Source organism: Pseudomonas sp. P8_229 (assembly GCF_034008635.1).
In the GTDB taxonomy this organism is placed as follows: Bacteria; Pseudomonadota; Gammaproteobacteria; order Pseudomonadales; family Pseudomonadaceae; genus Aquipseudomonas.
In genome coordinates this window covers 358,385-377,187 of sequence record NZ_CP125378.1, presented here as the reverse complement: position 1 = coordinate 377,187, position 18,803 = coordinate 358,385, and the positions used below count along the sequence as shown (strand labels likewise).

Genomic DNA, 18,803 nt, shown 5'->3' with positions numbered 1-18,803 from the left:
TTATTTCAGCAGACCGTTGATTTCGCTGTAGCTGAGCGCTTTGAGGTCAGGGGTGTCGAGCTTGCCGCTGGCGAGGAAGCTTTTCACCAGCGCGCCCATCGCACCATAGAGGAATTCGGCGATGCCGGACCCGGCGCTCAGGCGGCGCACGCCCAGGGCTTGCAGCTCGGTCGGCGAGGGCAGGCAGGCGAACCCGAGGACGTTGACCGGCAGCGATGTGCCTTTGCAGATCGCCTCGATTTCATAGGCCGCCGTGACGCCGGCCGCGAACAAACCATCGGCCCCGGCGGCCTGGTACAGCGCTGAGCGGCGCAGGGTTTCGGCGACGCGGTCCTCCGCCGGCACCAGGCTCTTGAGGTAAACGTCGGTGCGGGCGTTGATGAACAGCTTCACATCACGCTTGTGGGCGACCTGCCGTGCCACTTCGATCTTGCGCGCCAACAGCTCCGGGGCGCCGCTGCCGTCCTCGATATTGATCCCGACCGCACCGGCGGCCAGCACCGCGTCGATGACCTCGGCCACACGCCCGAGGTCATCGGAGTAACCGGCTTCGATGTCCACGCTCAGCGGCACCTTGATCACTCGCGCGATGGATTCCACGGTGGCAATCAGGCGTTCGAGGGGCAGGGTGTTGCCATCCGGATAACCGTGCGCCCAGGCCACCGCCGCGCTGCTGGTGGCAACGGCTTTGCCGCCGGCCTGTTCGACCAGTCGCGCACCCGTGGCATCGGCGACGTTGGTCAGGATCAGCAGGCCATCCTGGTGTAACTGGTGAAACTGTGTGTCGAGCGTGCTCATCGAAATCCCTTCTCGTAGGTTGTGCCGTCGTCAGAAAGCCAGTGGTTGCGTGAGTTGCACGGCGGCGTTTTCCAGCCTCAGCAGAAACGCCTTGCGCGGCTGCCCACCACCATAGCCGGTCAGCGAACCATCCGCACCGATCACCCGATGGCATGGCACCACGATCGCCAGCCGATTGTGCCCGTTGGCCAGGCCCACCGCACGACTGGCGCCGGGTTTGCCCAAACGTGCGGCGATGGTGCCGTAGGTGCTGGTGTGGCCATAGGGAATGTTCAGCAGTTCGCGCCAGACTTGTCGGGCGAACTCGCTGCCGGGCAGGTGCAGCGGCACACTGAACACGTTGCGCGCGCCGGCAAAATATTCGTTCAGTTGCTGCTCGATCTGCTGTAGATGCGTGTTGTGCCCCGGCGCGACCACGTAGCCGTGGCGGGTTTGCAACTCTTCGACCTCGCGGGTCAGCGCCGGGCGATCGAGAAACTCCAGCAACACCAGCCCACGGCGTTCGGCCATGGCGATCATCGGCCCCAACGGCGTGGTCAGGCGGGTGAACAGCAGCGGTTCACTGTTGGCCGCGCGGCCCGGGGTGATGTGGAACGACTTCTGGAACGCATCGCGAAAGCCACTGAGCGACTCGTAGCCGGAATCAAACGCCGCATGGTCAATCGAAGTGCCTTGGCGGATCCCGCCCAGTGCCATGCCGAGCCGACGGGTGCGCAGCCAGGCGTGGAAAGTCATGCCGAAATGCTGTTTGAACCAGCGTCGCAGCTTCAGCGGCTCAATGCCTTCGGCCAGCAACTGGGCGTCGCTCCAGCGCAGCTCCGGGTCGGCGTCGACGGCGCTGAGCAGGCGCTGAACCCAATCGGGGGCGATGGCCGCAGCGTCCAGCGGCTTGCAGCGCAGGCAAGCGCGATAACCGGCTGACAGGCACTCATCGGCATGGGCGAAGAATTCGACGTTTTCCGGTTTCGGTTTGCGCGCCGTGCAACTGGGGCGGCAGAAGATTCCGGTGGTTTTCACGGCCGTGAAGAACACCCCCTCGTAGGCGGTGTCGCGTTCGAGCATGGCGCGAACCATCTCGGCGTGGGGCGGCAGCAGTGTGGTTTGTATGTTCATGGTCAGAGCTTAAATCCAGGATTTCGATGGCTCCACCGAAAAATCGACAGTGAATTTTTTCGATTCTGCACCACAATCAGCGGGTCGCTGATTTGAGGAAGCAAACCCATGCAACCGTTCATCATCCAACGCATCGACCATATCGTGCTGCGCGTTGCGGATCTGCAACGCAGTATCGATTTTTACGGCCAGGTCTTCGGTGCCGAAGTGGTCCGGCACAACGAGAAAATGGGACTGGTGCACCTGCGCGCCGGCAGTTCGATGATCGACCTTGTCGACTTGCAGGGGGAACTCGGGCGCAAGGGCGGCGGGGCGGCCGGTGCCGAGCGGCGCAACGTCGATCACTTCTGCCTGCGCATCGAGCCGTTCGATGAGCCAGCGCTGACCGAACACTTGCAGGCGCACGGCCTGACCGTCGAAAAAGCCGCCAGACGCTTCGGCGCCGAGGGCTACGGCCTGTCGCTGTACTGCTTCGACCCGGACGGCAATCAGGTCGAACTCAAAGGCCCGTCCGAGGCTTAAGCCCGTTTCGCTATCAACAGCACCGAAGCCGCCGCCGACAGCAGCCCCGCGCAGCAACGGTTGAAGATGCGTTTACCGCGCGGCTCGGCGAACCAGCGGCGCATGTGCAGGCCCATCCAGGCGTAGGCGCCGATGGCGATCCATTCCAGCAGCAGGAACAGCGCGCCGAGCACGGCGAATTGCGCCGGCACCGGGCGGCTCGGGTCGACGAACTGCGGCAGGAATGCGGTGAACAGCAGGATAGCTTTCGGGTTGCCCGCCGCCACCAGAAACTCCTGGCGCGCCAGGCGGAAAAAGCCAACCGAGGCGCCCGTTACCTGCTGCTCGGCGTCGGGATTGGCCCGCCACAGTTGCCACGCCAGGTACAGCAGGTACGCCGCGCCGATGATCTTGATCGCGTGGAACAGCCATTCCGAGGTTTGCAGTACCACCGACAGCCCCGCGCCGGCGAGGGCGATCATCCCGGCGAACGCCAGAATTCGCCCGATACCGGCCGCACAGGCACGGCGATAGCCATAACGGGTGGCGTTGCTCACCGACAGCAGGTTGTTCGGCCCGGGGGCCATGTTCAGGGCGAAACAGGCCGGGAGAAACAACGTGAGCGTAGCGAGGTCCATGGCGGCACTCCAGAAACGTGGATGCGCATTTTTATCACAGCCCCCGGGCGGCGCGACCCGTACAGTCACGCGGTGCTCTCGCGGTACAGCATCGACAGCCCTCTTTTGATTGCGTCGAACTTTTCCGATTTGCCGGAACTCTGAAAAGTCACAAGGCGATGGTTTATTCAGAAAAAAACCTGTGCGCCCAGTCAGAAAATGCGTTCGCCGTGTACTATTCGTCGACGTTGCAAACACCCCGCCGGCCCCGAAGCGGCCCCACCTAGAGCGATCTACATGCAAGCAAAGGCCCGTGAAATCTATGTGCCAACGGTGCTGCAAGATCTGCGAGCCGGCACTGCCGAACTGCACATCGCACTGGAAAAACGCCTTCCCTTTTTCTCCGAACAACTCGATACCAACGCCTTCCGGCGGCTGATGCAAGCCTATTACGGGTTTTACCGGCCACTGGAGTCCGCACTGCTCGCCAGCGCCTGCGTTCCCGCCGATTTCGATATTGCCCCGCGCCTCAAGACGCCAATCCTGCAGCGTGATCTGCACGCGCTGGGCGAATCGCCCGAGGGGCTGGAGCACTTGCCGATCTGTCGCCAATTGCCGGTCATCGATACAAGCGCTGCATGCCTGGGCGTGTTGTACGTGCTCGAAGGCGCGACGCTGGGCGGGCAGATCCTGCGCCGCGAAATCGCCACGCGCTTGAGCCTGTACGCGGAAAACGGCGCGGCATTCCTCGATGTCTACGGCGCCACGACTGGCCGTCGCTGGCGCGACTTCATCGAATACCTGGGCGCGCGCCCAATGGACGTCGACGAGCGCGCAGCCGTTGTTGCGGCGGCCCAAACCACATTCAGCTGTTTCGAGCGTTGGCTCGAACGCCGGGAGGTACTGGCATGACCCCGCAAGACCAGGACGCGTTTGAAGAACTGCTGGCCAACTGCGCCGACGAACCGATCCGCTTTCCCGGGGCGATCCAGCCCCATGGCCTGTTGCTGACGCTCAGCGAGCCTGCGCTGGAGATCATGCAGATCAGCGCCAACGTCGAGACCCTGCTGGCCCGTCCGGCGCAAGAGCTGATCGGCCAGCCGCTGCACAGTCTGCTTGGCGAACCGCACGCCGATGCGGTGCGCGAGGCCTTGCTGCAGCCGTCGTTTTCCGACGCGGGGCCGCTGCATTTTCACCTCAACGACACCGCGTTCGAAGGCCTGTTGCATCGCCATCAGGGCGTATTGATTCTGGAGCTGGAAATCCACGTCGAGCACTTCCAGCCGCGCAACGTCGCCGGCAATCAGACCCATCTGGGGCGCATGCTCCAGCGTCTGCAAGCGGCCACCACGCTGCAGGCGCTGTACGACATCAGCGTCAAGGAAATCCAGGCGATGACCGGTTACGACCGGGTGTTGATCTACCGATTCGAAGAGGAGGGCCACGGCCAGGTGATTGCCGAGGCGTCCGATCCGTCGATGGAAGTGTTCAACGGTTTGTTTTTCCCGGCCTCGGACATCCCCGAACAGGCGCGTGAGCTGTACCGCACCAACTGGTTACGGATCATCCCCAACGCCGATTATCAGCCGGTGCCGCTGGTGCCCAAGCTGCGCCCCGATACCCAGACCGCGCTGGACCTGAGCTTCGCGACGCTGCGCAGCGTCTCGCCGATTCACTGCCAGTACATGAAGAACATGGGCGTGCTGTCGTCGATGAGCATTTCCTTGCTCAAGGGCGACAAGCTGTGGGGCCTGATCAGTTGCGGCAACCGCCAGCCGCTGCACGTGCCGCATGAACTGCGTAGCGCTTGCCAGACCATCGGCCAGGTGCTGTCGCTGCAGATCAGCGCCATGGAATCGCTGGAAATCAGCCGTCAGCGCGAAGAAAAAGTCGAAGCGCTGGCGCTGCTCAATCAGGCAATGATCGATTCGCCGCAAAACGTCTTCGATGGCTTGGCGCAGCAGCCGCAAGTGCTGATGGCGCTGACCGGGGCCGGGGGCATCGCGATCATCGAAGACAAACAATTGCACCGTTACGGCAATTGCCCAGAGCCGGACGAAATCCGCGCCCTGCACAAGTGGTTGCAGGACGGCGGCGAGCCGGTGTTCGCCAGCCATCATCTGGCGAGCGTCTACCCGCCAGCCGCGCAGTTTCAGCCAGTGGCCAGCGGCTTGCTCGCCATGAGTCTGCCCAAACCGGTGGACAACGGCGTGCTGTGGTTCCGCCCCGAGGTGAAAGAAAACATCAACTGGAGCGGCGATCCGAAGAAGCCCCTGGCCCTGGAAAACTGCGAGGCAGGCCTGCGTCTGCGCCCGCGCACCTCGTTCGAAATCTGGAAAGTCGAGATGGCCGGGATCTCCACCAAGTGGACTCACGGCGATCTGTTCGCCGCCAACGATCTGCGCCGCTCGGCACTGGAAAATGACCTGGCCCGTCAGGTGCGTCGCGAGCAAGAAGCGGTGCGCGCGCGTGATGAGCTGGTGGCGGTGGTCTCGCATGACCTGCGCAACCCGATGACCGTGATCTCGATGCTTTGCGGCATGCTGCACAAGGCCTTCAGCTCCGATGGGCCGCACACCTCGCGGCGCATCTCCACGGCGATCGACACCATGCAGCAGGCGGCCGGACGGATGAACACGCTGCTGGAAGACTTGCTCGACACCTCTAAAATCGACGCCGGGCGCTACAGCATCGCGCCGCAGACTCTGGATGTCGGGCAGATGTTCGAGGAGACCCAGGCGCTGCTCGGGCCACTGGCGCTGGACAAGGACATCAGTATCTCGTTCGAAGCTGATCCCGAGCTGAAAATCCATGCCGACCCGGAGCGTCTGTTTCAGGTGCTGTCGAACCTGATCGGCAACGCCATCAAGTTCACCCCGCGCATGGGCTCGGTGGGCGTGCGGGCGAAGTCTGATGGCAAAGATATCGTGTTTACCGTGCGCGATACCGGCGAAGGCATTCCCCAGGAAAACCTGGCGCGTGTGTTCGATCGTTACTGGACGGTGAAGGAGGGCAATCCCACCGGGACCGGACTGGGCTTGTACATCACACAGGGGATTGTTGAAGCCCATGGCGGGCGGATCGAGGCCAGCAGCGAGCCGGGGCAGGGCACCGAGTTTCGGTTTACCGTGCCGGTGAGGGTCGGGAGCGACTGACAGGCGCGGATCATGACCATGACAGCCCGCCAGGTGAACGCCGGCCGGGGTGGGCAATTTTGTTCAATACACGGGAGCGAGGTACTGGCTACCGTTGGCACCTTGTTCCCCGAGTTGAAGCAGGTGCGTGATGAGTCTGATTGTGTCGATGGCGGCGTTTGCGTTGGTGGCCTCAATAACTCCGGGCCCGGTGAATATCGTGGCGTTGAGCTCCGGGGCGCAGTTTGGCTTCCGGGCCAGCCAGCGGCATGTGGCGGGGGCCACACTGGGTTTTGTGCTGTTGTTGGTGCTGATGGGGCTTGGGCTGCATGAAGTCCTGAAACTGTGGCCGTCCCTGACCCGGGTGGTGCAGTTGGCCGGCGTGGCGTTTCTGTTGTTCATGGCCTGGAAACTGGCGAGTGATAACGGCCAGTTGAATGCCGGGGAGGCGAGGCGTGCGCCGTCGATGCTGTACGGCGCCGTGATGCAATGGCTCAACCCGAAAGCCTGGCTGGCCTGCGTGGCGGGGATGGGCGCGTTTGTGGCCGATGGCGAGGCGCGGCTGGTCTGGCAGTTTGCCGCGGTGTATCTGGTGATCTGCTATCTGTCGGTGGGTTGCTGGGTGTATGCCGGGACGTTTTTACGTGGCTACCTGGGCAATCCGGCGGGAATGCGTCTGTTCAATCGGCTCATGGCATTGCTGCTGGCGGTGAGTGCAGGGTATCTGCTGCTGCCTTGAACCTTGGGTATCTACCTTGCAGCATGGTCACCCATTCTGCGGCGAAGCGGTGACAATCACCGGGCCATCGAGCCGTGAGCAGTTGTCCGTCGCGCACCACAAAACCGGTTTGCGGCGCCTGCGCACTGTCGCGTTTGGCAATGCGCGGGCCGCGGACAAAATCGGACGTGTTCGACAGCGCGGCGGTTACTTCCGCTTCCACGGTCTGCTTGTAGGTGCGGTAGTAGCGACCCAGCCAGGCCGCCGTCATCAGCCATGCCGGCAATTCCATGGTGGCCGCCAGCAATGCAGTGACCTTGCGCCCGAACAACACCGAGCGTCCGGTGTCGGGGTCGAGGGTGCGCGCCAGCAGCAGCACGCCATGACACACCGCCGCCACGGGTTTTTGTGCGTTGAAAAAGTGCAGAGCGATGTCTCGGGCCTGCGCGGACTCCAGCAGGCTGCGCATGCCTTTGGCATGACCACCGGGGATCAATAACCCGTCGAACTGAGCAGGATCGACATCGGCATACGCCAGCGGCTGAAGGAACGCCGGGCTATCGATCATCTGCGCGTAACTGTGCAGATCGGCTCTGCGCGTCATCAGCATCGGGTTCAGTGGTCCGAACCCGGTGCTCACCAGCCGTGGGTCGGCGTAGGCAGCCAGGCCTTGCGGCGTAGCGAACCGTGCCTCGATGCCCGCATCGCGCAGTGCCTGCCACGGCACGCTGCTTTCGGTCGGGTCGTAATCGGCGCACGGCAAAAGAATCAGGATCATCCAGGGCAAACTCCCGGGCCAGGGGGGGGTGGTTGATCTGCAGCGTAGTCGGGTTTTGCTGTCAGCCGCGATATTGACCCGGAGTGGCAGCCAGGTGCTGTTTGAATGCTCGCTGAAAATGCGCCTGATCGGCGAATCCCGCTTCAAGCGCCACATCGGCAATCAACTGGCCGCTGCGCAAGCGCTCGCGGGCGAACTGGATGCGCTGATTGACCACAAAGGCGTGCGGGGTCATGCCGTAATGCTGCTTGAAGGCGCGGATCAGGTACGACGGCGACAACTGCGCCGCCGTGCAGATGTCGTCCAGGCTCAGCAGGGCGGTGCAGTGCTCGCGGATGAACTCGGCGGCGCGTTCGAGTTTGAAGTTCGGCTCGCGCAACGCTTGTTCCGCCGGGTTCAGGCGCCCTTGCAGATCGCTGAAAAACTCGACTGCCGCGCTGTGTTTGCGCAGCGCGTCCTGCTGCTCATCGACCAGCGTGTCGTAAAGTCCTTGCAGGTCGCGGAACAGTCGCGGGTCATTCAAGTGGGTGGTGGAAAATCGGTGAAACTCCAGTTCGGCACTGAACCCGAGCTGATGCTGCAAATCCGTCAGCCACGGCGTCTCCACATACAGCATCAGGTACGACCACGGTTGGTCATCGATCGGGTTGCAGGCATGCACGTCGCCGGGATTCATCAGCACCACGGTGCCGGCCGCGACCTCGAACTGCGCGTGCTCATGCACATAAATGCTGCGCCCGGCGGTGATCGCACCGATGGAAAAATGCGCATGGGAATGTCGTGAGTAGCAAACCTCACGACCATCGGCGATGGCCCGCGCTTCAATAAACGGCAGGGCGTCGTCGCGCCAGAAGCGCGGGGCCTTTTCAGGGTTTTTGGCGGCAGCGTGTTTCATCGTTATTGTTCCCGGCAGGCCAGACCTGGAGTGTATTAGCTCTGGCCGGCAAAGGCCCGCTCCAGTTCGGCGATGTCGAGTTTTTTCATCTTGAACATGGCCTGCATCGCCCGCTGCGACTTGCTGGTGTCGGCGTCCAGCATCATGTGCATGAACGCCACCGGCACGATCTGCCACGACACCCCGAACTTGTCCTTGAGCCAGCCGCATTGCTGGGCCTCGACCGGGCCGCCGGCTGACAGATTGCCCCAGAAATGGTCGACTTCTTCCTGATTCTGGCAGTTGACCTGAAACGAAATTGCCTCACTGAACTTGAACATCGGCCCGCCATTGAGCCCGGTGAAGCTCTGGCCGTCGAGTTCGAAACTGACCGTCATCACCGCGCCTTCCGGTTTACCGTGAAATTCCTGACCGACCTTGCTGTAGTGGGTCAGGCCGGTGATTTTCGAGTGATCGAAGATTGAGCAGTAGAACTTCGCCGCCGCTTCGGCTTGATCGTCGAACCACAGGCACGGCGTGATTTTTTGAAAGCGTTGCATGGCAGTCATCCTCGGCAGGTTAGACACGCAGGATTAACAGCGTAGTCAGTCCTTGGTCGAATGGCGGTGCCGTAGATCGACAAAATGGAGCATGCAAAGCCAAACATTGTGGGTGCGAGCTTGCTCGCGAAAGCGTCGGCACAAGCTGAAACGAGCCTGTCAGACACTCCGTCTTCGCGAGCAGGCTCGCTCCCACAAGGGGCTCGAGCTGCCGAGTTAGCGCTGTTCGGCGAGCATCAGCAACGACTGCGGCACTGCGCTTTGCGGATGCTGCGGTTCCTGCAGGCCGGCCAGCCGGAACCCCGCCATGTCCAGGGCATTCAGCCAACTCGACAGCGTGCGGAAGTACCACGGCATCGGCTGCCACTGGCCCTTGAACCCGGCGAAGGACTCTTCGCGCCAGCCGTCCTGATAATACCCCGCTGCAACCGCCCACGGGTGCAGGGTCTGGATCAGCAGCGCACCGCCCGGGGTGAGCAGGGCATGCATGGCGGTCAGCAGCGGGATGATGTCCTGATGCAACAGCGAGAAATTCGCGCAGATCAAATCGTATTCGCGGCCGATATCGACCTTGGCCTCGACCAGCGCCTCGTAACTGGCGACGTGCACCCTGGTCGAGCCCGCCGCGCGTGCCGCCTCGACCAGCGTCGCATCGCCATCCACGCCCGCCGCCTCGATGCCGCGATCGGCCAGCGCCCGTAACAACCAGCCTTCGCCGCAACCCAGGTCGAGCACACGTTCCGGCTGGCGGCCCATGATGGCCAGCAGGATCGCCTGATCGGTGACTTGCTGACGGCTTTCAATGGCACCGCTGCGGATCACCTCGATCCAGGCGTCAGCGTTGCTGTGCCAGCTCTGCAGAAGGGAGGATTCGGGGGAGGGCATGTCGGCGTCCGAAACGATGGGTTGATAGGTGCAGTATGGACTGCGTGAAGCAGTGAGGGGCAACCCCTCACTGAACCGTCTGGCAACTACTGCGGGACGCGCAGCTTATCCAGCAAGCGATTGACCAACAGCTCGTTCAACATGATCAACTGTTGCAACGCCAGCAGCGGCTTGCGCTCCGGGCCGCCCACCGAGTTGGCGATATTGCCGGCCATGGCATGGGCCGACGACAGCGATTCACAGGCTTCGACCAGCAGGGTTTCGTCATCCAGCGTGGGGTCGACGAGGTAGATGGGGCGGGCCTTGGGTGAAAACATTGAAGCCTTCGAGGTTTCGGGGTTGAGGTAGAAATCGAGGGCGCGATCGGTGGCCTCTTTGACCTTCTGCGGGTCAAGGCTGGGGTCGTGGGGGATTGGATCGGTGTCTGGCGGGTTTGGTGTGACTTTGAACATGGATGAAGCTCCTGCTTAGCATAAGTAAGGAGCCATCACTCTCGCTACCAAACGAGGGTGGCGGCCATACGCGGGTTGGTAGACCGGTCTAAGCAGGAAACCCGGCGCTCCCGAAGGAGCCCCACGCATGGCCGCCATATAAAAACGAGTCCCTGAAAAAGGGAACTGCCTATGGCGTCGCCATCATACTTAGAAGCGGGCTACCAAACCCGATCACTGTTATTCAGTGACCGGCAAACGATATAGCCCACCCCATAGCCGTGTAAGCCGGCGGATTCTGGTGTACGCGTAGGCAACGACGCAAGGCGTTGTAGCCTTTATGACGTAACGATTCGTGTAATTTAAACGGGTGTGCGGCGTTGCGTTTAGACACTGAAGACATGAGCGATCAGAGGAGCTACGACATGGATCAAATCACCGGCGGCTGCCTGTGCGGCGATGTGCGTTTCGAAGTATCTGGCCAGCCCTATCGCGTCGGCATCTGCCACTGCCTGGACTGCCGCAAACGTCACGGCGCGCTGTTCCACACCTCGGCGATATTCCCGGAACATGCGCTGAAGGTCACCGGCAAAACCGGCGACTATAACGGCCGGTTTTTCTGTTTGCGCTGCGGTTCTCCGGTCTTCACACGGTCGGGAGACGAGGTCGAAATCAACGTGGGGTCGCTTGATGAGCCGAACCGCTTCAAGCCCACTTATGAACTCTGGACTGTCCGTCGTGAGGCGTGGTTGCCGGCGCTGCCGCTGGCTCACCACTACGAACGTGACCGTGAGAGCACGGGCCGAATAGAAGAGTAATGCGGCCCACAGCCTGCCTTTGTGACAGTGAGCTGGCTCCCACAGGGTTTTGTGTGGGGTAGATATTCATGTGTACGCCGCAGACAAATGTAGGAGTGAGCCTGCTCGCGAAAGCGGTGATTCAGTTGGCCCGATATTGCCTGACAGATTGCCTTCGCGAGCAAGCCCGCTCCCACAGGGTTTTGTGTGGGATGGATATTCGTATGTACGCCGCAGATAAGTGTGGGAGCGGGCTTGCTCGCGAAAGCGGTGGGCCAGTTGGCCCAGTATCAACTGACAGATTGCCTTCGCGAGCAAGCCCGCTCCCACAGGGTTTTGTGTGGGATGGATATTTGTATGTACGCCGCAGACAAATGTAGGAGTGAGCCTGCTCGCGAAAGCGGTGGTTCAGTCAGCCCGATATTGCCTGACAGATTGCCTTCGCGAGCAAGCCCGCTCCCACAGGGTTTTGTGTGGGATGGATATTCGTATGTACGCCGCAGGCAAATGTGGGAGCGGGCTTGCTCGCGAAAGCGGTGGGCCAGTTGGCCCAGTATCAACTGACAGATTGCCTTCGTGAGCAAGCCCGCTCCCACAGGGTTTTGTGTGGGATGGATATTCGTATGTACGCCGCAGACAAATGTAGGAGTGAGCCTGCTCGCGATAGCGGTGGTTCAGTCAGCCCCGATATTGCCTGACAGATTGCCTTCGCGAGCAAGCCCGCTCCCACAGGGTTTTGTGTGGGATGGATATTTGTATGTACGCCGCAGACAACTGTAGGAGTGAGCCTGCTCGCGAAAGCGGTGGTTCAGTCAGCCCGATATTGCCTGACAGATTGCCTTCGCGAGCAAGCCCGCTCCCACAGGGTTTTGTGTGGGATGGATATTTGTATGTACGCCGCAGACAAATGTAGGAGTGAGCCTGCTCGCGATAGCGGTGGTTCAGTCAGCCCGATATTGCCTGACAGATTGCCTTCGTCGGAACGCCGCCCGGAGCAAGCTCGCTCCCACAGGGGGAGGCAGCTGACCTCAGTGATCTCAGCCGCGAATAAAGGCCAGCAGGTCCGCATTGATCGTCGCCGCCTCCGTCGTCGGCATCCCGTGGGGAAACCCCGGATACGATTTCAACGTGCCATTTGGCAGCAGTTTCGCCGACAAAGGCCCCGAGTTCGCGTACGGCACTATCTGATCGTCCTCGCCATGCATCACCAGTACCGGCACAGTGACTTGCTTCAGGTCTTCGGTGAAATCGGTCTGCGAGAACGCGACGATGCCGTCGTAATGCGCCTTGGCCCCACCGATCATGCCCTGGCGCCACCAGTTGCCAATAATCCCTTCCGAAGGTTTGGCGCCCGGCCGGTTGTAGCCATAAAAAGGGCCGGTCGGAATGTCCCGATAAAACTGCGCCCGATTAGCCGCCAGTTGCGTCTGAAAATCATCGAACACCGATTTCGGCAGACCACCGGGATTGCTATCGGTCTTGACCATCAGCGGCGGCACGGCGCTGATCAGCACGCCTTTGGCGACGTTGTCCTGACCGTGGCGGGCGATGTAATGGATAACCTCACCGCCGCCCGTGGAGTGGCCGACATGCACAACGTTCTTCACACCCAAATGTTTAACCACCGCCAGCACATCGTCTGCGTAGTGATCCATGTCATGCCCGGCCCAGACCTGGCTCGATCGGCCGTGACCCCGGCGATCATGGGCGATCACCCGAAAGCCTTGCCCGAGAAAGAACAGCATCTGCGCGTCCCAATCATCCGAGCTGAGCGGCCAGCCGTGGTGGAAGTGGATCACCGGGGCGTCCTTCGGGCCCCAGTCCTTGTAGAAGATTTCGACGCCGTCTTTGGTGGTGATAAATCCCATGTTCGCGACTCCAGACCAATGTGATGGGTTAGCGCTCGTCGCAGACCGGTCGTGATGGCTTGGGTGAGCGCCGTTATCAGCCGTAGGATTAAAGTCGACATTTTTTCGTTGAGGCATGACCGGTGGTCGCAACGTCTGGCTTGCGGCGCAAATTAGGCTTTGCTGAAAGGGATAAGCCGAGGCGCGCGCAGGCTTTGCCGGCCGTAGCGACGCCCCTTCAGAACACCGTGAGTCTGAGGAAATCCCCCGATGCTGACCTTGAATATCAATGGCAAGGATCAGGAGCTCGATGTGCCGGCCGACATGCCGCTGCTCTGGGTCCTGCGTGATGTGGCGCACCTGACCGGTACCAAATTCGGCTGCGGCATGGCCCAGTGCGGTGCCTGCACGGTGCACGTTGACGGCGCGCCACTGCGCGCCTGCATCACGCCCGCCACCGCCGTGGCCAACGGCCAGAAAATTCTCACCATCGAAGGGCTGTCCACCGACGGTTCGCATCCTGTGCAACAGGCCTGGGCCGAACTGGATGTGGTGCAGTGCGGTTACTGCCAGTCCGGGCAGATCATGTCGGCCGCCGCGCTGCTGGCGAAAATCCCCAAACCCACCGACAGCGATATTGATCAGGCGCTCTCCGGCAACATCTGCCGCTGCGGCACTTATCCAAGAATCCGCGCAGCGGTCAAACGTGCGGCCGAAATCGGTTGAACCCGGTGGGGAGATAGACGATGAACAGTCCTGTATCGCGTCGTGGTTTTCTCAAGGGCAGCGCCGTGCTGGGTGGCGGTCTGGTGGTGGCGTTTGTCGTGCCCGGTGCCCATCGGTTTGCCCTGGCGGCGGAGAATGAAGGCAAGGTCTTCGCGCCGAATGCGTTTTTGCGCATCGCCGCCGACAACAGCGTGACGGTGTTGCTCGGGCATTCGGAAATGGGCCAGGGTATCTGGACCGGCCTGACCATGCTGATTGCCGAAGAGCTGGACGCCGACTGGTCGAAAATCCGCGTCGAGCACTCGCCGGCCTCGGCGGCCAATTACGGTATGCCGGCGTTTGGCGGGATGCAGATTACCGGCGGCTCGACTTCGACCTGGATGGAGTTTGACCGTTATCGGCTTGCGGGAGCCACGGCGCGGCAGATGCTGGTGGAGGCCGCGGCCAAGCGCTTCAACGTCGCTGCGTCGACGATTCGCACCGAGTCGGGCGTGGTGATCGCCGGCGATAAACGGGCGACCTACGGCGAACTGGCGGACGCTGCCGGGCAGTTGCCGGTGCCGGATCCGAAGTCGATCACCTTCAAGGAGGCCAAGGACTGGAAAGTCATCGGCAAACCGACCAAGCGTCTCGACACCCCGGAGAAAATCACCGGCCGCGCCAAGTTCGGCATGGACGTGCAGTTCGAGGGCTTGATGACCGCGATGGTCGCGCGGGCGCCGGTGTTCGGCGCCACGGTCAAATCCTTCGAAGGTGCCGAGGCGCTGGCGGTGCCCGGAGTGCACAAAGTGGTGCAGGTGCCGACCGGTGTGGCGGTGATCGCCGAGCATTATTGGGCGGCGAAGCTGGGCCGCGATGCCTTGAACGTCGATTGGGACATGGGGCCACACACGGACCTCAGCAGTCAGGGCCTGCTCGACAGTTTCCGCAAACTGGCGGCGACACCGGGCACATCGGCCGCTCAGGCCGGGGACCCGAAGGGTAATTTCGACAAGGCGGCGAAGAAAATCGACGTCGAGTACAGCGTGCCGTATCTGGCCCACGCGCCCATGGAACCGCTCAACTGCACGGTGAAGATCAGCGCCGAGAAGTGCGAGATCTGGACTGGCACGCAATTCCAGACCCTCGACCAGATGATCGCCGGCAAGATCACCGGGCTCAAACCCGAGCAGGTGGAGATTCACACCGAGTTTCTCGGCGGCGGCTTCGGGCGTCGGGCCAATCCGACGTCGGACTTCGTCGCCGAAGCGGTGCAAGTGGCGAAAGCCGCCGGGATGCCGGTGAAAACCGTGTGGTCACGTGAGGATGACATTCGTGGCGGTTATTACCGTTCGATGTTCCTGCATCAGGCGCGCATCGGCCTGGACGGGCAGGGCATGCCGCTGAGCTGGCAGCATGTGCTGGTCGGCCAATCGATCATGACCGGCACGCTGCTGGAAGCGACCATGGTCAAGAATGGCATCGACCCGACCTCTGTCGAGGGCGTGGCCGACAGCCCGTATCTCAAGGGCCTGGCCCATCAGCAGGTCGAGCTGCATTCACCGCAGACCGGGATCAATGTGCTGTGGCTGCGTTCGGTGGGCCATAGCCACACCGGGTTTGTCATGGAATCGCTGATCGATGAAATGGCCACGGCGGCGGGCAAGGACCCGGTGGAATACCGACGCACGTTGCTCAAGGACCATCCACGGCATCTGGGCGTGCTGAATCTGGCGGTGGAGAAGGCCAACTGGACAGCGCCGCTGCCGGGTGGGCATGCCTTGGGCGTGGCGGTGCACGAGTCATTTGGCAGTTATGTGGCGCAGGTCGCCGAGGTCTCGCAGGACAATCTGGCGATCCGCGTGCACCGCGTGGTGTGTGCGGTGGATTGCGGGATTGCGGTTAACCCGCAGAGCATCGCGGCGCAGATGGAATCGTGCATCACCTTTGGCCTGGGCATGGCGCTGCACAGCAAACTGACGGTGAAGGACGGCATGGTCGTGCAGTCCAACTATCACGATTATCAGGTACTGCGGCTCAACGAGATGCCGCTGGTCGAGGTGCATATTGTGCCCAGCAGAGACAAACCCGGGGGCATCGGCGAGGCCGGCGTCCCGCCAACCGCGCCGGCGGTGGCCAATGCGGTGTATGCCCTGACCGGACAACGCCTGCGCGAACTGCCGCTGCAACTGTCGGGGGTGTGAGATGAAACGACATCTGCTGTTGGGCACGGTGATCCTGCTGGGCCTGGGCGGTTACGCCTCGGACCTGTTCGCCGACGATCAGGAAGCGCTCAAGGCGTTCGGCACGGTGCAGAAGGTGTTCCAGAGCCCGCGCTGCCAGAACTGTCATATTCCCGGTGATTCGCCGCTGCAGTTCGACGCCGGCACCCCGCACGCAATGAATGTGGTGCGCGGCATGGACGGCAAGGGCGCCGCCGGTTTGCCCTGCGCCACCTGCCACGCCGAGAGCAACCCGCCGGGCAGTTACGGCCCGCATGCGCCACCGGGGGCGCCGCACTGGAGCCTGCCGCCGGCGGCACACAAAATGGCCTGGATCGGCCTGCCGCCCGACAAGTTGTGCGCGATGATCAAGGATCGCTCCAGCAACGGTGACCGTGATTTCGCGGCGCTGATCAAGCACGTCAGCGACGACAAGCTGGTGCTGTGGGGCTGGAATCCCGGAGCAGGGCGCACGCCGGTGCCGGTGCCGCACGACATTTTTGTCGCCCAGTTCAAGCTCTGGGCCGACGCCGGTGGCCCGTGCCCGGTGGCAGGCGGCTGACCAAAGGTAACAGCGCCGAGGAGTCAAACCGCGCATGGTCTACTCTAAAGTGTTAGACCTCTCGATGGAGTAACCCATGCTGGCCCCGGAGAAACCCGTCAACGAACAGGCCCGTGTCGCGACCTTGCGCGGGCTCAATGTGCTCGATAGCGCCCCCGAAGAGCGTTTCGACCGGCTGACGCGCCTGGCGCGGCGAGTGTTCGATGTGCCGATTGCCCTGGTCAGTCTGGTGGACACCAATCGGCAGTGGTTCAAGTCGTGCGTGGGACTGGACGCCAGTGAGACCGGGCGCGATGTGTCGTTTTGCGGGCATACGATTCTCGGTGATCAGATTCTGCACGTCAGCGATGCAGCGCTGGATGAACGCTTCCACGACAATCCACTGGTGATCGGGGCGCCGGGCATCCGCTTCTATGCCGGTTGCCCGCTGCGGGTGAGCGATGGCAGCAAACTGGGCACGCTGTGCCTGATCGACACCAAACCCCGGCAACTCGACGACGAAGAGCGCGAACTGCTGCGCGATCTGGCGCGCATGGCCGAGCAAGAGTTGATGGCGGTACAGATGGCGAGCATGGACGAGTTGACGCTGCTGTCCAACCGTCGTGGTTTCAAGGCCCTCGCCCAGCACGGTCTGGACGCCTGCGCGCGGCTGGATAAACCGGCGACATTGCTGTTTTTCGACCTGAATGACTTCAAGCAAATCAACGATCTTTACGGGCATGCCGAGGGCGACAGTGCGCTGAAGACCTTTGCCGACGTGCTGCGCATTGCCTTTCGCGAGAGCGACGTGGTCGGGCGGCTCGGTGGTGACGAGTTCGTGGTGTTGCTCACCGGCTCCAGTCACATCGAAACCACGGCGATCATGACGCGGCTCAAGGACATCCTCGACGAGCGCAATGCGATGTTGCAGCGCGGCTACGACATTCGCTTCAGCGTCGGCCAGATCGAATACGACCCGCAGCGCCATGACAGCGTCGATCGCCTGCTGGCGGATGCCGACGGTGCGATGTATGCACACAAGCAGGCGTTGAAACGGCACTGATTCAGGCCCTTCATCCCCCACAAATCCCCTGTGGGAGCGAGCCTGCTCGCGAAGGCGTCCACTCAGGCGATACCGATGTCGAATGTGCCGGCCTCTTCGTGAGCAAGCCCACTCCCACCCTTGATCTCGGCCAGCCCCGAATCTTTCATCCCCCACAAATCCAGTGTGGGAGCGGGCTTGCTCGCGAAGGCGTCAAGTCAGTCGACATCGATGCTGGATCTGCCAACCTCTTCGTGAGCAAGCCCACTCCCACCCTTGATCTCGGCCAGCCCCGAATCTTTCATCCCCCACAAATCCCGTGTGGGAGCGAGCCTGCTCGCGAAGGCGTCCACTCAGGCGATACCGATGTCGAATGTGCCAACCCCTTCGTGAGCAAGCCCACTCCCACCCTTGATCTCGGCCAGCCCCGAATCTTTCATCCCCCACAAATCCAGTGTGGGAGCGGGCTTGCTCGCGAAGGCGTCAAGTCAGTCGACATCGATGCTGGATCTGCCAACCTCTTCGTGAGCAAGCCCACTCCCACCCTTGATCTCGGCCAGCCCCGAATCTTTCATCCCCCACAAATCCCGTGTGGGAGCGGGCTTGCTCGCGAAGGCGTCAAGTCAGTCGACATCGATGCTGGATCTGCCAACCTCTTCGTGAGCAAGCCCACTCCCACCCTTGATCTCGGCCAGCCCCGAATCTTTCATCCCCCACAAATCCCGTGTGGGAGCGGGCTTGCTCGCGAAGGCGTCAAGTCAGTCGACATCGATGCTGGATCTGCCAACCTCTTCGTGAGCAAGCCCACTCCCACCCTTGATCTCGGCCAGCCCCGAATCTTTCATCCACCACCAATCCCGTGTGGGAGCGAGCCTGCTCGCGAAGGCGTCCGTTCAGGCGATACCGATGTCGAATGTGCCGGCCTCTTCGTGAGCAAGCCCACTCCCACCCTTGATCTCGGCCAGCCCCGAATCTTTCATCCACCACCAATCCCGTGTGGGAGCGAGCCTGCTCGCGAAGGCGTCCACTCAGGCGATACCGATGTCGAATGTGCCGGCCTCTTCGTGAGCAAGCCCACTCCCACCCTTGATCTCGGCCAGCCCCGAATCTTTCATCCACCACCAATCCCGTGTGGGAGCGAGCCTGCTCGCGAAGGCGTCCACTCAGGCGATACCGATGTCGAATGTGCCAACCTCTTCGTGAGCAAGCCCACTCCCACAGTTTTATCGGGTGTTCACGA

The 18,803-nt window shown here is 62.0% G+C and carries 18 protein-coding genes; 9 read left to right on the top strand and 9 right to left on the bottom strand.

What is annotated here, in order from left to right; translation table 11 throughout:
* On the bottom strand, positions 1-798 hold the full coding sequence (locus QMK55_RS01455) for an isocitrate lyase/phosphoenolpyruvate mutase family protein (protein ID WP_320328502.1): 798 nt from the start codon (positions 796-798) through the stop codon (positions 1-3).
* 30 nt (positions 799-828) lie between these two features.
* Positions 829-1,911, bottom strand: coding sequence for a bifunctional transcriptional activator/DNA repair enzyme AdaA (locus tag QMK55_RS01450; RefSeq protein ID WP_102359050.1), 1,083 nt, complete (start codon positions 1,909-1,911; stop codon positions 829-831).
* A 108-nt stretch (positions 1,912-2,019) separates the two neighbouring features.
* Between QMK55_RS01450 and QMK55_RS01445 the strand changes: the two genes are divergently transcribed.
* Positions 2,020-2,433, top strand: coding sequence for a VOC family protein (locus tag QMK55_RS01445; protein ID WP_102359051.1), 414 nt, complete (start codon positions 2,020-2,022; stop codon positions 2,431-2,433).
* Here QMK55_RS01445 and QMK55_RS01440 read toward each other — a convergent pair.
* A complete protein-coding gene (locus QMK55_RS01440) occupies positions 2,430-3,050 on the bottom strand; it encodes a LysE family translocator (protein WP_320328501.1) in 621 nt (206 codons plus the stop codon). The genes QMK55_RS01445 and QMK55_RS01440 overlap by 4 nt on opposite strands.
* Positions 3,051-3,326: 276 nt before the next feature.
* Here QMK55_RS01440 and QMK55_RS01435 point away from each other — a divergent pair, with 276 nt between their 5' ends.
* From QMK55_RS01435 to QMK55_RS01425, 3 genes are all read left to right on the top strand, one after another.
* Positions 3,327-3,941 (top strand): biliverdin-producing heme oxygenase, encoded by a 615-nt coding sequence (locus tag QMK55_RS01435; protein WP_102359053.1) that lies wholly within the window; start codon positions 3,327-3,329, stop codon positions 3,939-3,941.
* Positions 3,938-6,184 carry an ATP-binding protein gene (locus QMK55_RS01430; protein WP_320328500.1) on the top strand — a complete coding sequence of 749 codons (2,247 nt, stop codon included), beginning with the start codon at positions 3,938-3,940 and terminating at the stop codon, positions 6,182-6,184. The genes QMK55_RS01435 and QMK55_RS01430 overlap by 4 nt, the downstream gene beginning before the upstream one ends.
* Before the next feature lie 130 nt (positions 6,185-6,314).
* Positions 6,315-6,902, top strand: coding sequence for a LysE family translocator (locus QMK55_RS01425; protein WP_102359055.1), 588 nt, complete (start codon positions 6,315-6,317; stop codon positions 6,900-6,902).
* On the opposite strand, the gene QMK55_RS01420 is transcribed toward QMK55_RS01425, so the two are convergent.
* The 5 genes from QMK55_RS01420 to QMK55_RS01400 all read right to left on the bottom strand — a co-directional run bounded on the left by QMK55_RS01420 (position 6,853) and on the right by QMK55_RS01400 (position 10,430).
* On the bottom strand, positions 6,853-7,659 hold the full coding sequence (locus tag QMK55_RS01420) for a DJ-1/PfpI family protein (protein WP_102359056.1): 807 nt from the start codon (positions 7,657-7,659) through the stop codon (positions 6,853-6,855). The two genes, QMK55_RS01425 and QMK55_RS01420, sit on opposite strands and share 50 nt — an antisense overlap.
* A gap of 61 nt (positions 7,660-7,720) precedes the next feature.
* Positions 7,721-8,554: a helix-turn-helix transcriptional regulator gene (locus QMK55_RS01415; protein ID WP_102359057.1), complete on the bottom strand. Its 834-nt coding sequence runs from the start codon at positions 8,552-8,554 to the stop codon at positions 7,721-7,723.
* A 35-nt stretch (positions 8,555-8,589) separates the two neighbouring features.
* Positions 8,590-9,093 carry a VOC family protein gene (locus QMK55_RS01410; RefSeq protein ID WP_102359058.1) on the bottom strand — a complete coding sequence of 168 codons (504 nt, stop codon included), beginning with the start codon at positions 9,091-9,093 and terminating at the stop codon, positions 8,590-8,592.
* A 216-nt stretch (positions 9,094-9,309) separates the two neighbouring features.
* Entirely contained in the window at positions 9,310-9,978 is a 669-nt protein-coding gene (locus QMK55_RS01405) for a class I SAM-dependent methyltransferase (protein ID WP_320328499.1), read from the bottom strand.
* Between the two features lie 86 nt (positions 9,979-10,064).
* Positions 10,065-10,430 (bottom strand): DUF6124 family protein, encoded by a 366-nt coding sequence (locus QMK55_RS01400; protein ID WP_102359060.1) that lies wholly within the window; start codon positions 10,428-10,430, stop codon positions 10,065-10,067.
* 404 nt (positions 10,431-10,834) lie between these two features.
* Here QMK55_RS01400 and QMK55_RS01395 point away from each other — a divergent pair, with 404 nt between their 5' ends.
* Positions 10,835-11,227 carry a GFA family protein gene (locus QMK55_RS01395; protein ID WP_320328498.1) on the top strand — a complete coding sequence of 131 codons (393 nt, stop codon included), beginning with the start codon at positions 10,835-10,837 and terminating at the stop codon, positions 11,225-11,227.
* 1,016 nt (positions 11,228-12,243) lie between these two features.
* On the opposite strand, the gene QMK55_RS01390 is transcribed toward QMK55_RS01395, so the two are convergent.
* Complete coding sequence (locus tag QMK55_RS01390; RefSeq protein ID WP_320328497.1) at positions 12,244-13,074, bottom strand: alpha/beta hydrolase; 831 nt, start codon at positions 13,072-13,074, stop codon at positions 12,244-12,246.
* Between the two features lie 249 nt (positions 13,075-13,323).
* On the opposite strand from QMK55_RS01390, the gene QMK55_RS01385 reads away from it, so the two are divergent.
* From QMK55_RS01385 to QMK55_RS01370, 4 genes are all read left to right on the top strand, one after another.
* A complete protein-coding gene (locus QMK55_RS01385; RefSeq protein WP_025111491.1) occupies positions 13,324-13,779 on the top strand; it encodes a (2Fe-2S)-binding protein in 456 nt (151 codons plus the stop codon).
* A gap of 20 nt (positions 13,780-13,799) precedes the next feature.
* Positions 13,800-15,962 (top strand): xanthine dehydrogenase family protein molybdopterin-binding subunit, encoded by a 2,163-nt coding sequence (locus QMK55_RS01380; protein ID WP_320328496.1) that lies wholly within the window; start codon positions 13,800-13,802, stop codon positions 15,960-15,962.
* A 1-nt stretch (position 15,963) separates the two neighbouring features.
* Complete coding sequence (locus tag QMK55_RS01375; RefSeq protein ID WP_102357099.1) at positions 15,964-16,542, top strand: hypothetical protein; 579 nt, start codon at positions 15,964-15,966, stop codon at positions 16,540-16,542.
* Between the two features lie 76 nt (positions 16,543-16,618).
* Complete coding sequence (locus QMK55_RS01370) at positions 16,619-17,584, top strand: sensor domain-containing diguanylate cyclase (RefSeq protein WP_102357100.1); 966 nt, start codon at positions 16,619-16,621, stop codon at positions 17,582-17,584.
* Positions 17,585-18,803 lie beyond the last annotated feature (1,219 nt).

Excerpts from the sequence above, each read along its gene's own strand:
- QMK55_RS01455 (WP_320328502.1), bottom strand. The coding sequence starts at position 798 with ATGAGCACGCTCGACACACAGTTTCACCAGTTACACCAGGATGGCCTG.
- QMK55_RS01450 (WP_102359050.1), bottom strand. The coding sequence starts at position 1,911 with ATGAACATACAAACCACACTGCTGCCGCCCCACGCCGAGATGGTTCGC.
- QMK55_RS01445 (WP_102359051.1), top strand. The coding sequence starts at position 2,020 with ATGCAACCGTTCATCATCCAACGCATCGACCATATCGTGCTGCGCGTT.
- QMK55_RS01440 (WP_320328501.1), bottom strand. The coding sequence starts at position 3,050 with ATGGACCTCGCTACGCTCACGTTGTTTCTCCCGGCCTGTTTCGCCCTG.
- QMK55_RS01435 (WP_102359053.1), top strand. The coding sequence starts at position 3,327 with ATGCAAGCAAAGGCCCGTGAAATCTATGTGCCAACGGTGCTGCAAGAT.
- QMK55_RS01430 (WP_320328500.1), top strand. The coding sequence starts at position 3,938 with ATGACCCCGCAAGACCAGGACGCGTTTGAAGAACTGCTGGCCAACTGC.
- QMK55_RS01425 (WP_102359055.1), top strand. The coding sequence starts at position 6,315 with ATGAGTCTGATTGTGTCGATGGCGGCGTTTGCGTTGGTGGCCTCAATA.
- QMK55_RS01420 (WP_102359056.1), bottom strand. The coding sequence starts at position 7,659 with ATGATCCTGATTCTTTTGCCGTGCGCCGATTACGACCCGACCGAAAGC.
- QMK55_RS01415 (WP_102359057.1), bottom strand. The coding sequence starts at position 8,554 with ATGAAACACGCTGCCGCCAAAAACCCTGAAAAGGCCCCGCGCTTCTGG.
- QMK55_RS01410 (WP_102359058.1), bottom strand. The coding sequence starts at position 9,093 with ATGCAACGCTTTCAAAAAATCACGCCGTGCCTGTGGTTCGACGATCAA.
- QMK55_RS01405 (WP_320328499.1), bottom strand. The coding sequence starts at position 9,978 with ATGCCCTCCCCCGAATCCTCCCTTCTGCAGAGCTGGCACAGCAACGCT.
- QMK55_RS01400 (WP_102359060.1), bottom strand. The coding sequence starts at position 10,430 with ATGTTCAAAGTCACACCAAACCCGCCAGACACCGATCCAATCCCCCAC.
- QMK55_RS01395 (WP_320328498.1), top strand. The coding sequence starts at position 10,835 with ATGGATCAAATCACCGGCGGCTGCCTGTGCGGCGATGTGCGTTTCGAA.
- QMK55_RS01390 (WP_320328497.1), bottom strand. The coding sequence starts at position 13,074 with ATGGGATTTATCACCACCAAAGACGGCGTCGAAATCTTCTACAAGGAC.
- QMK55_RS01385 (WP_025111491.1), top strand. The coding sequence starts at position 13,324 with ATGCTGACCTTGAATATCAATGGCAAGGATCAGGAGCTCGATGTGCCG.
- QMK55_RS01380 (WP_320328496.1), top strand. The coding sequence starts at position 13,800 with ATGAACAGTCCTGTATCGCGTCGTGGTTTTCTCAAGGGCAGCGCCGTG.
- QMK55_RS01375 (WP_102357099.1), top strand. The coding sequence starts at position 15,964 with ATGAAACGACATCTGCTGTTGGGCACGGTGATCCTGCTGGGCCTGGGC.
- QMK55_RS01370 (WP_102357100.1), top strand. The coding sequence starts at position 16,619 with ATGCTGGCCCCGGAGAAACCCGTCAACGAACAGGCCCGTGTCGCGACC.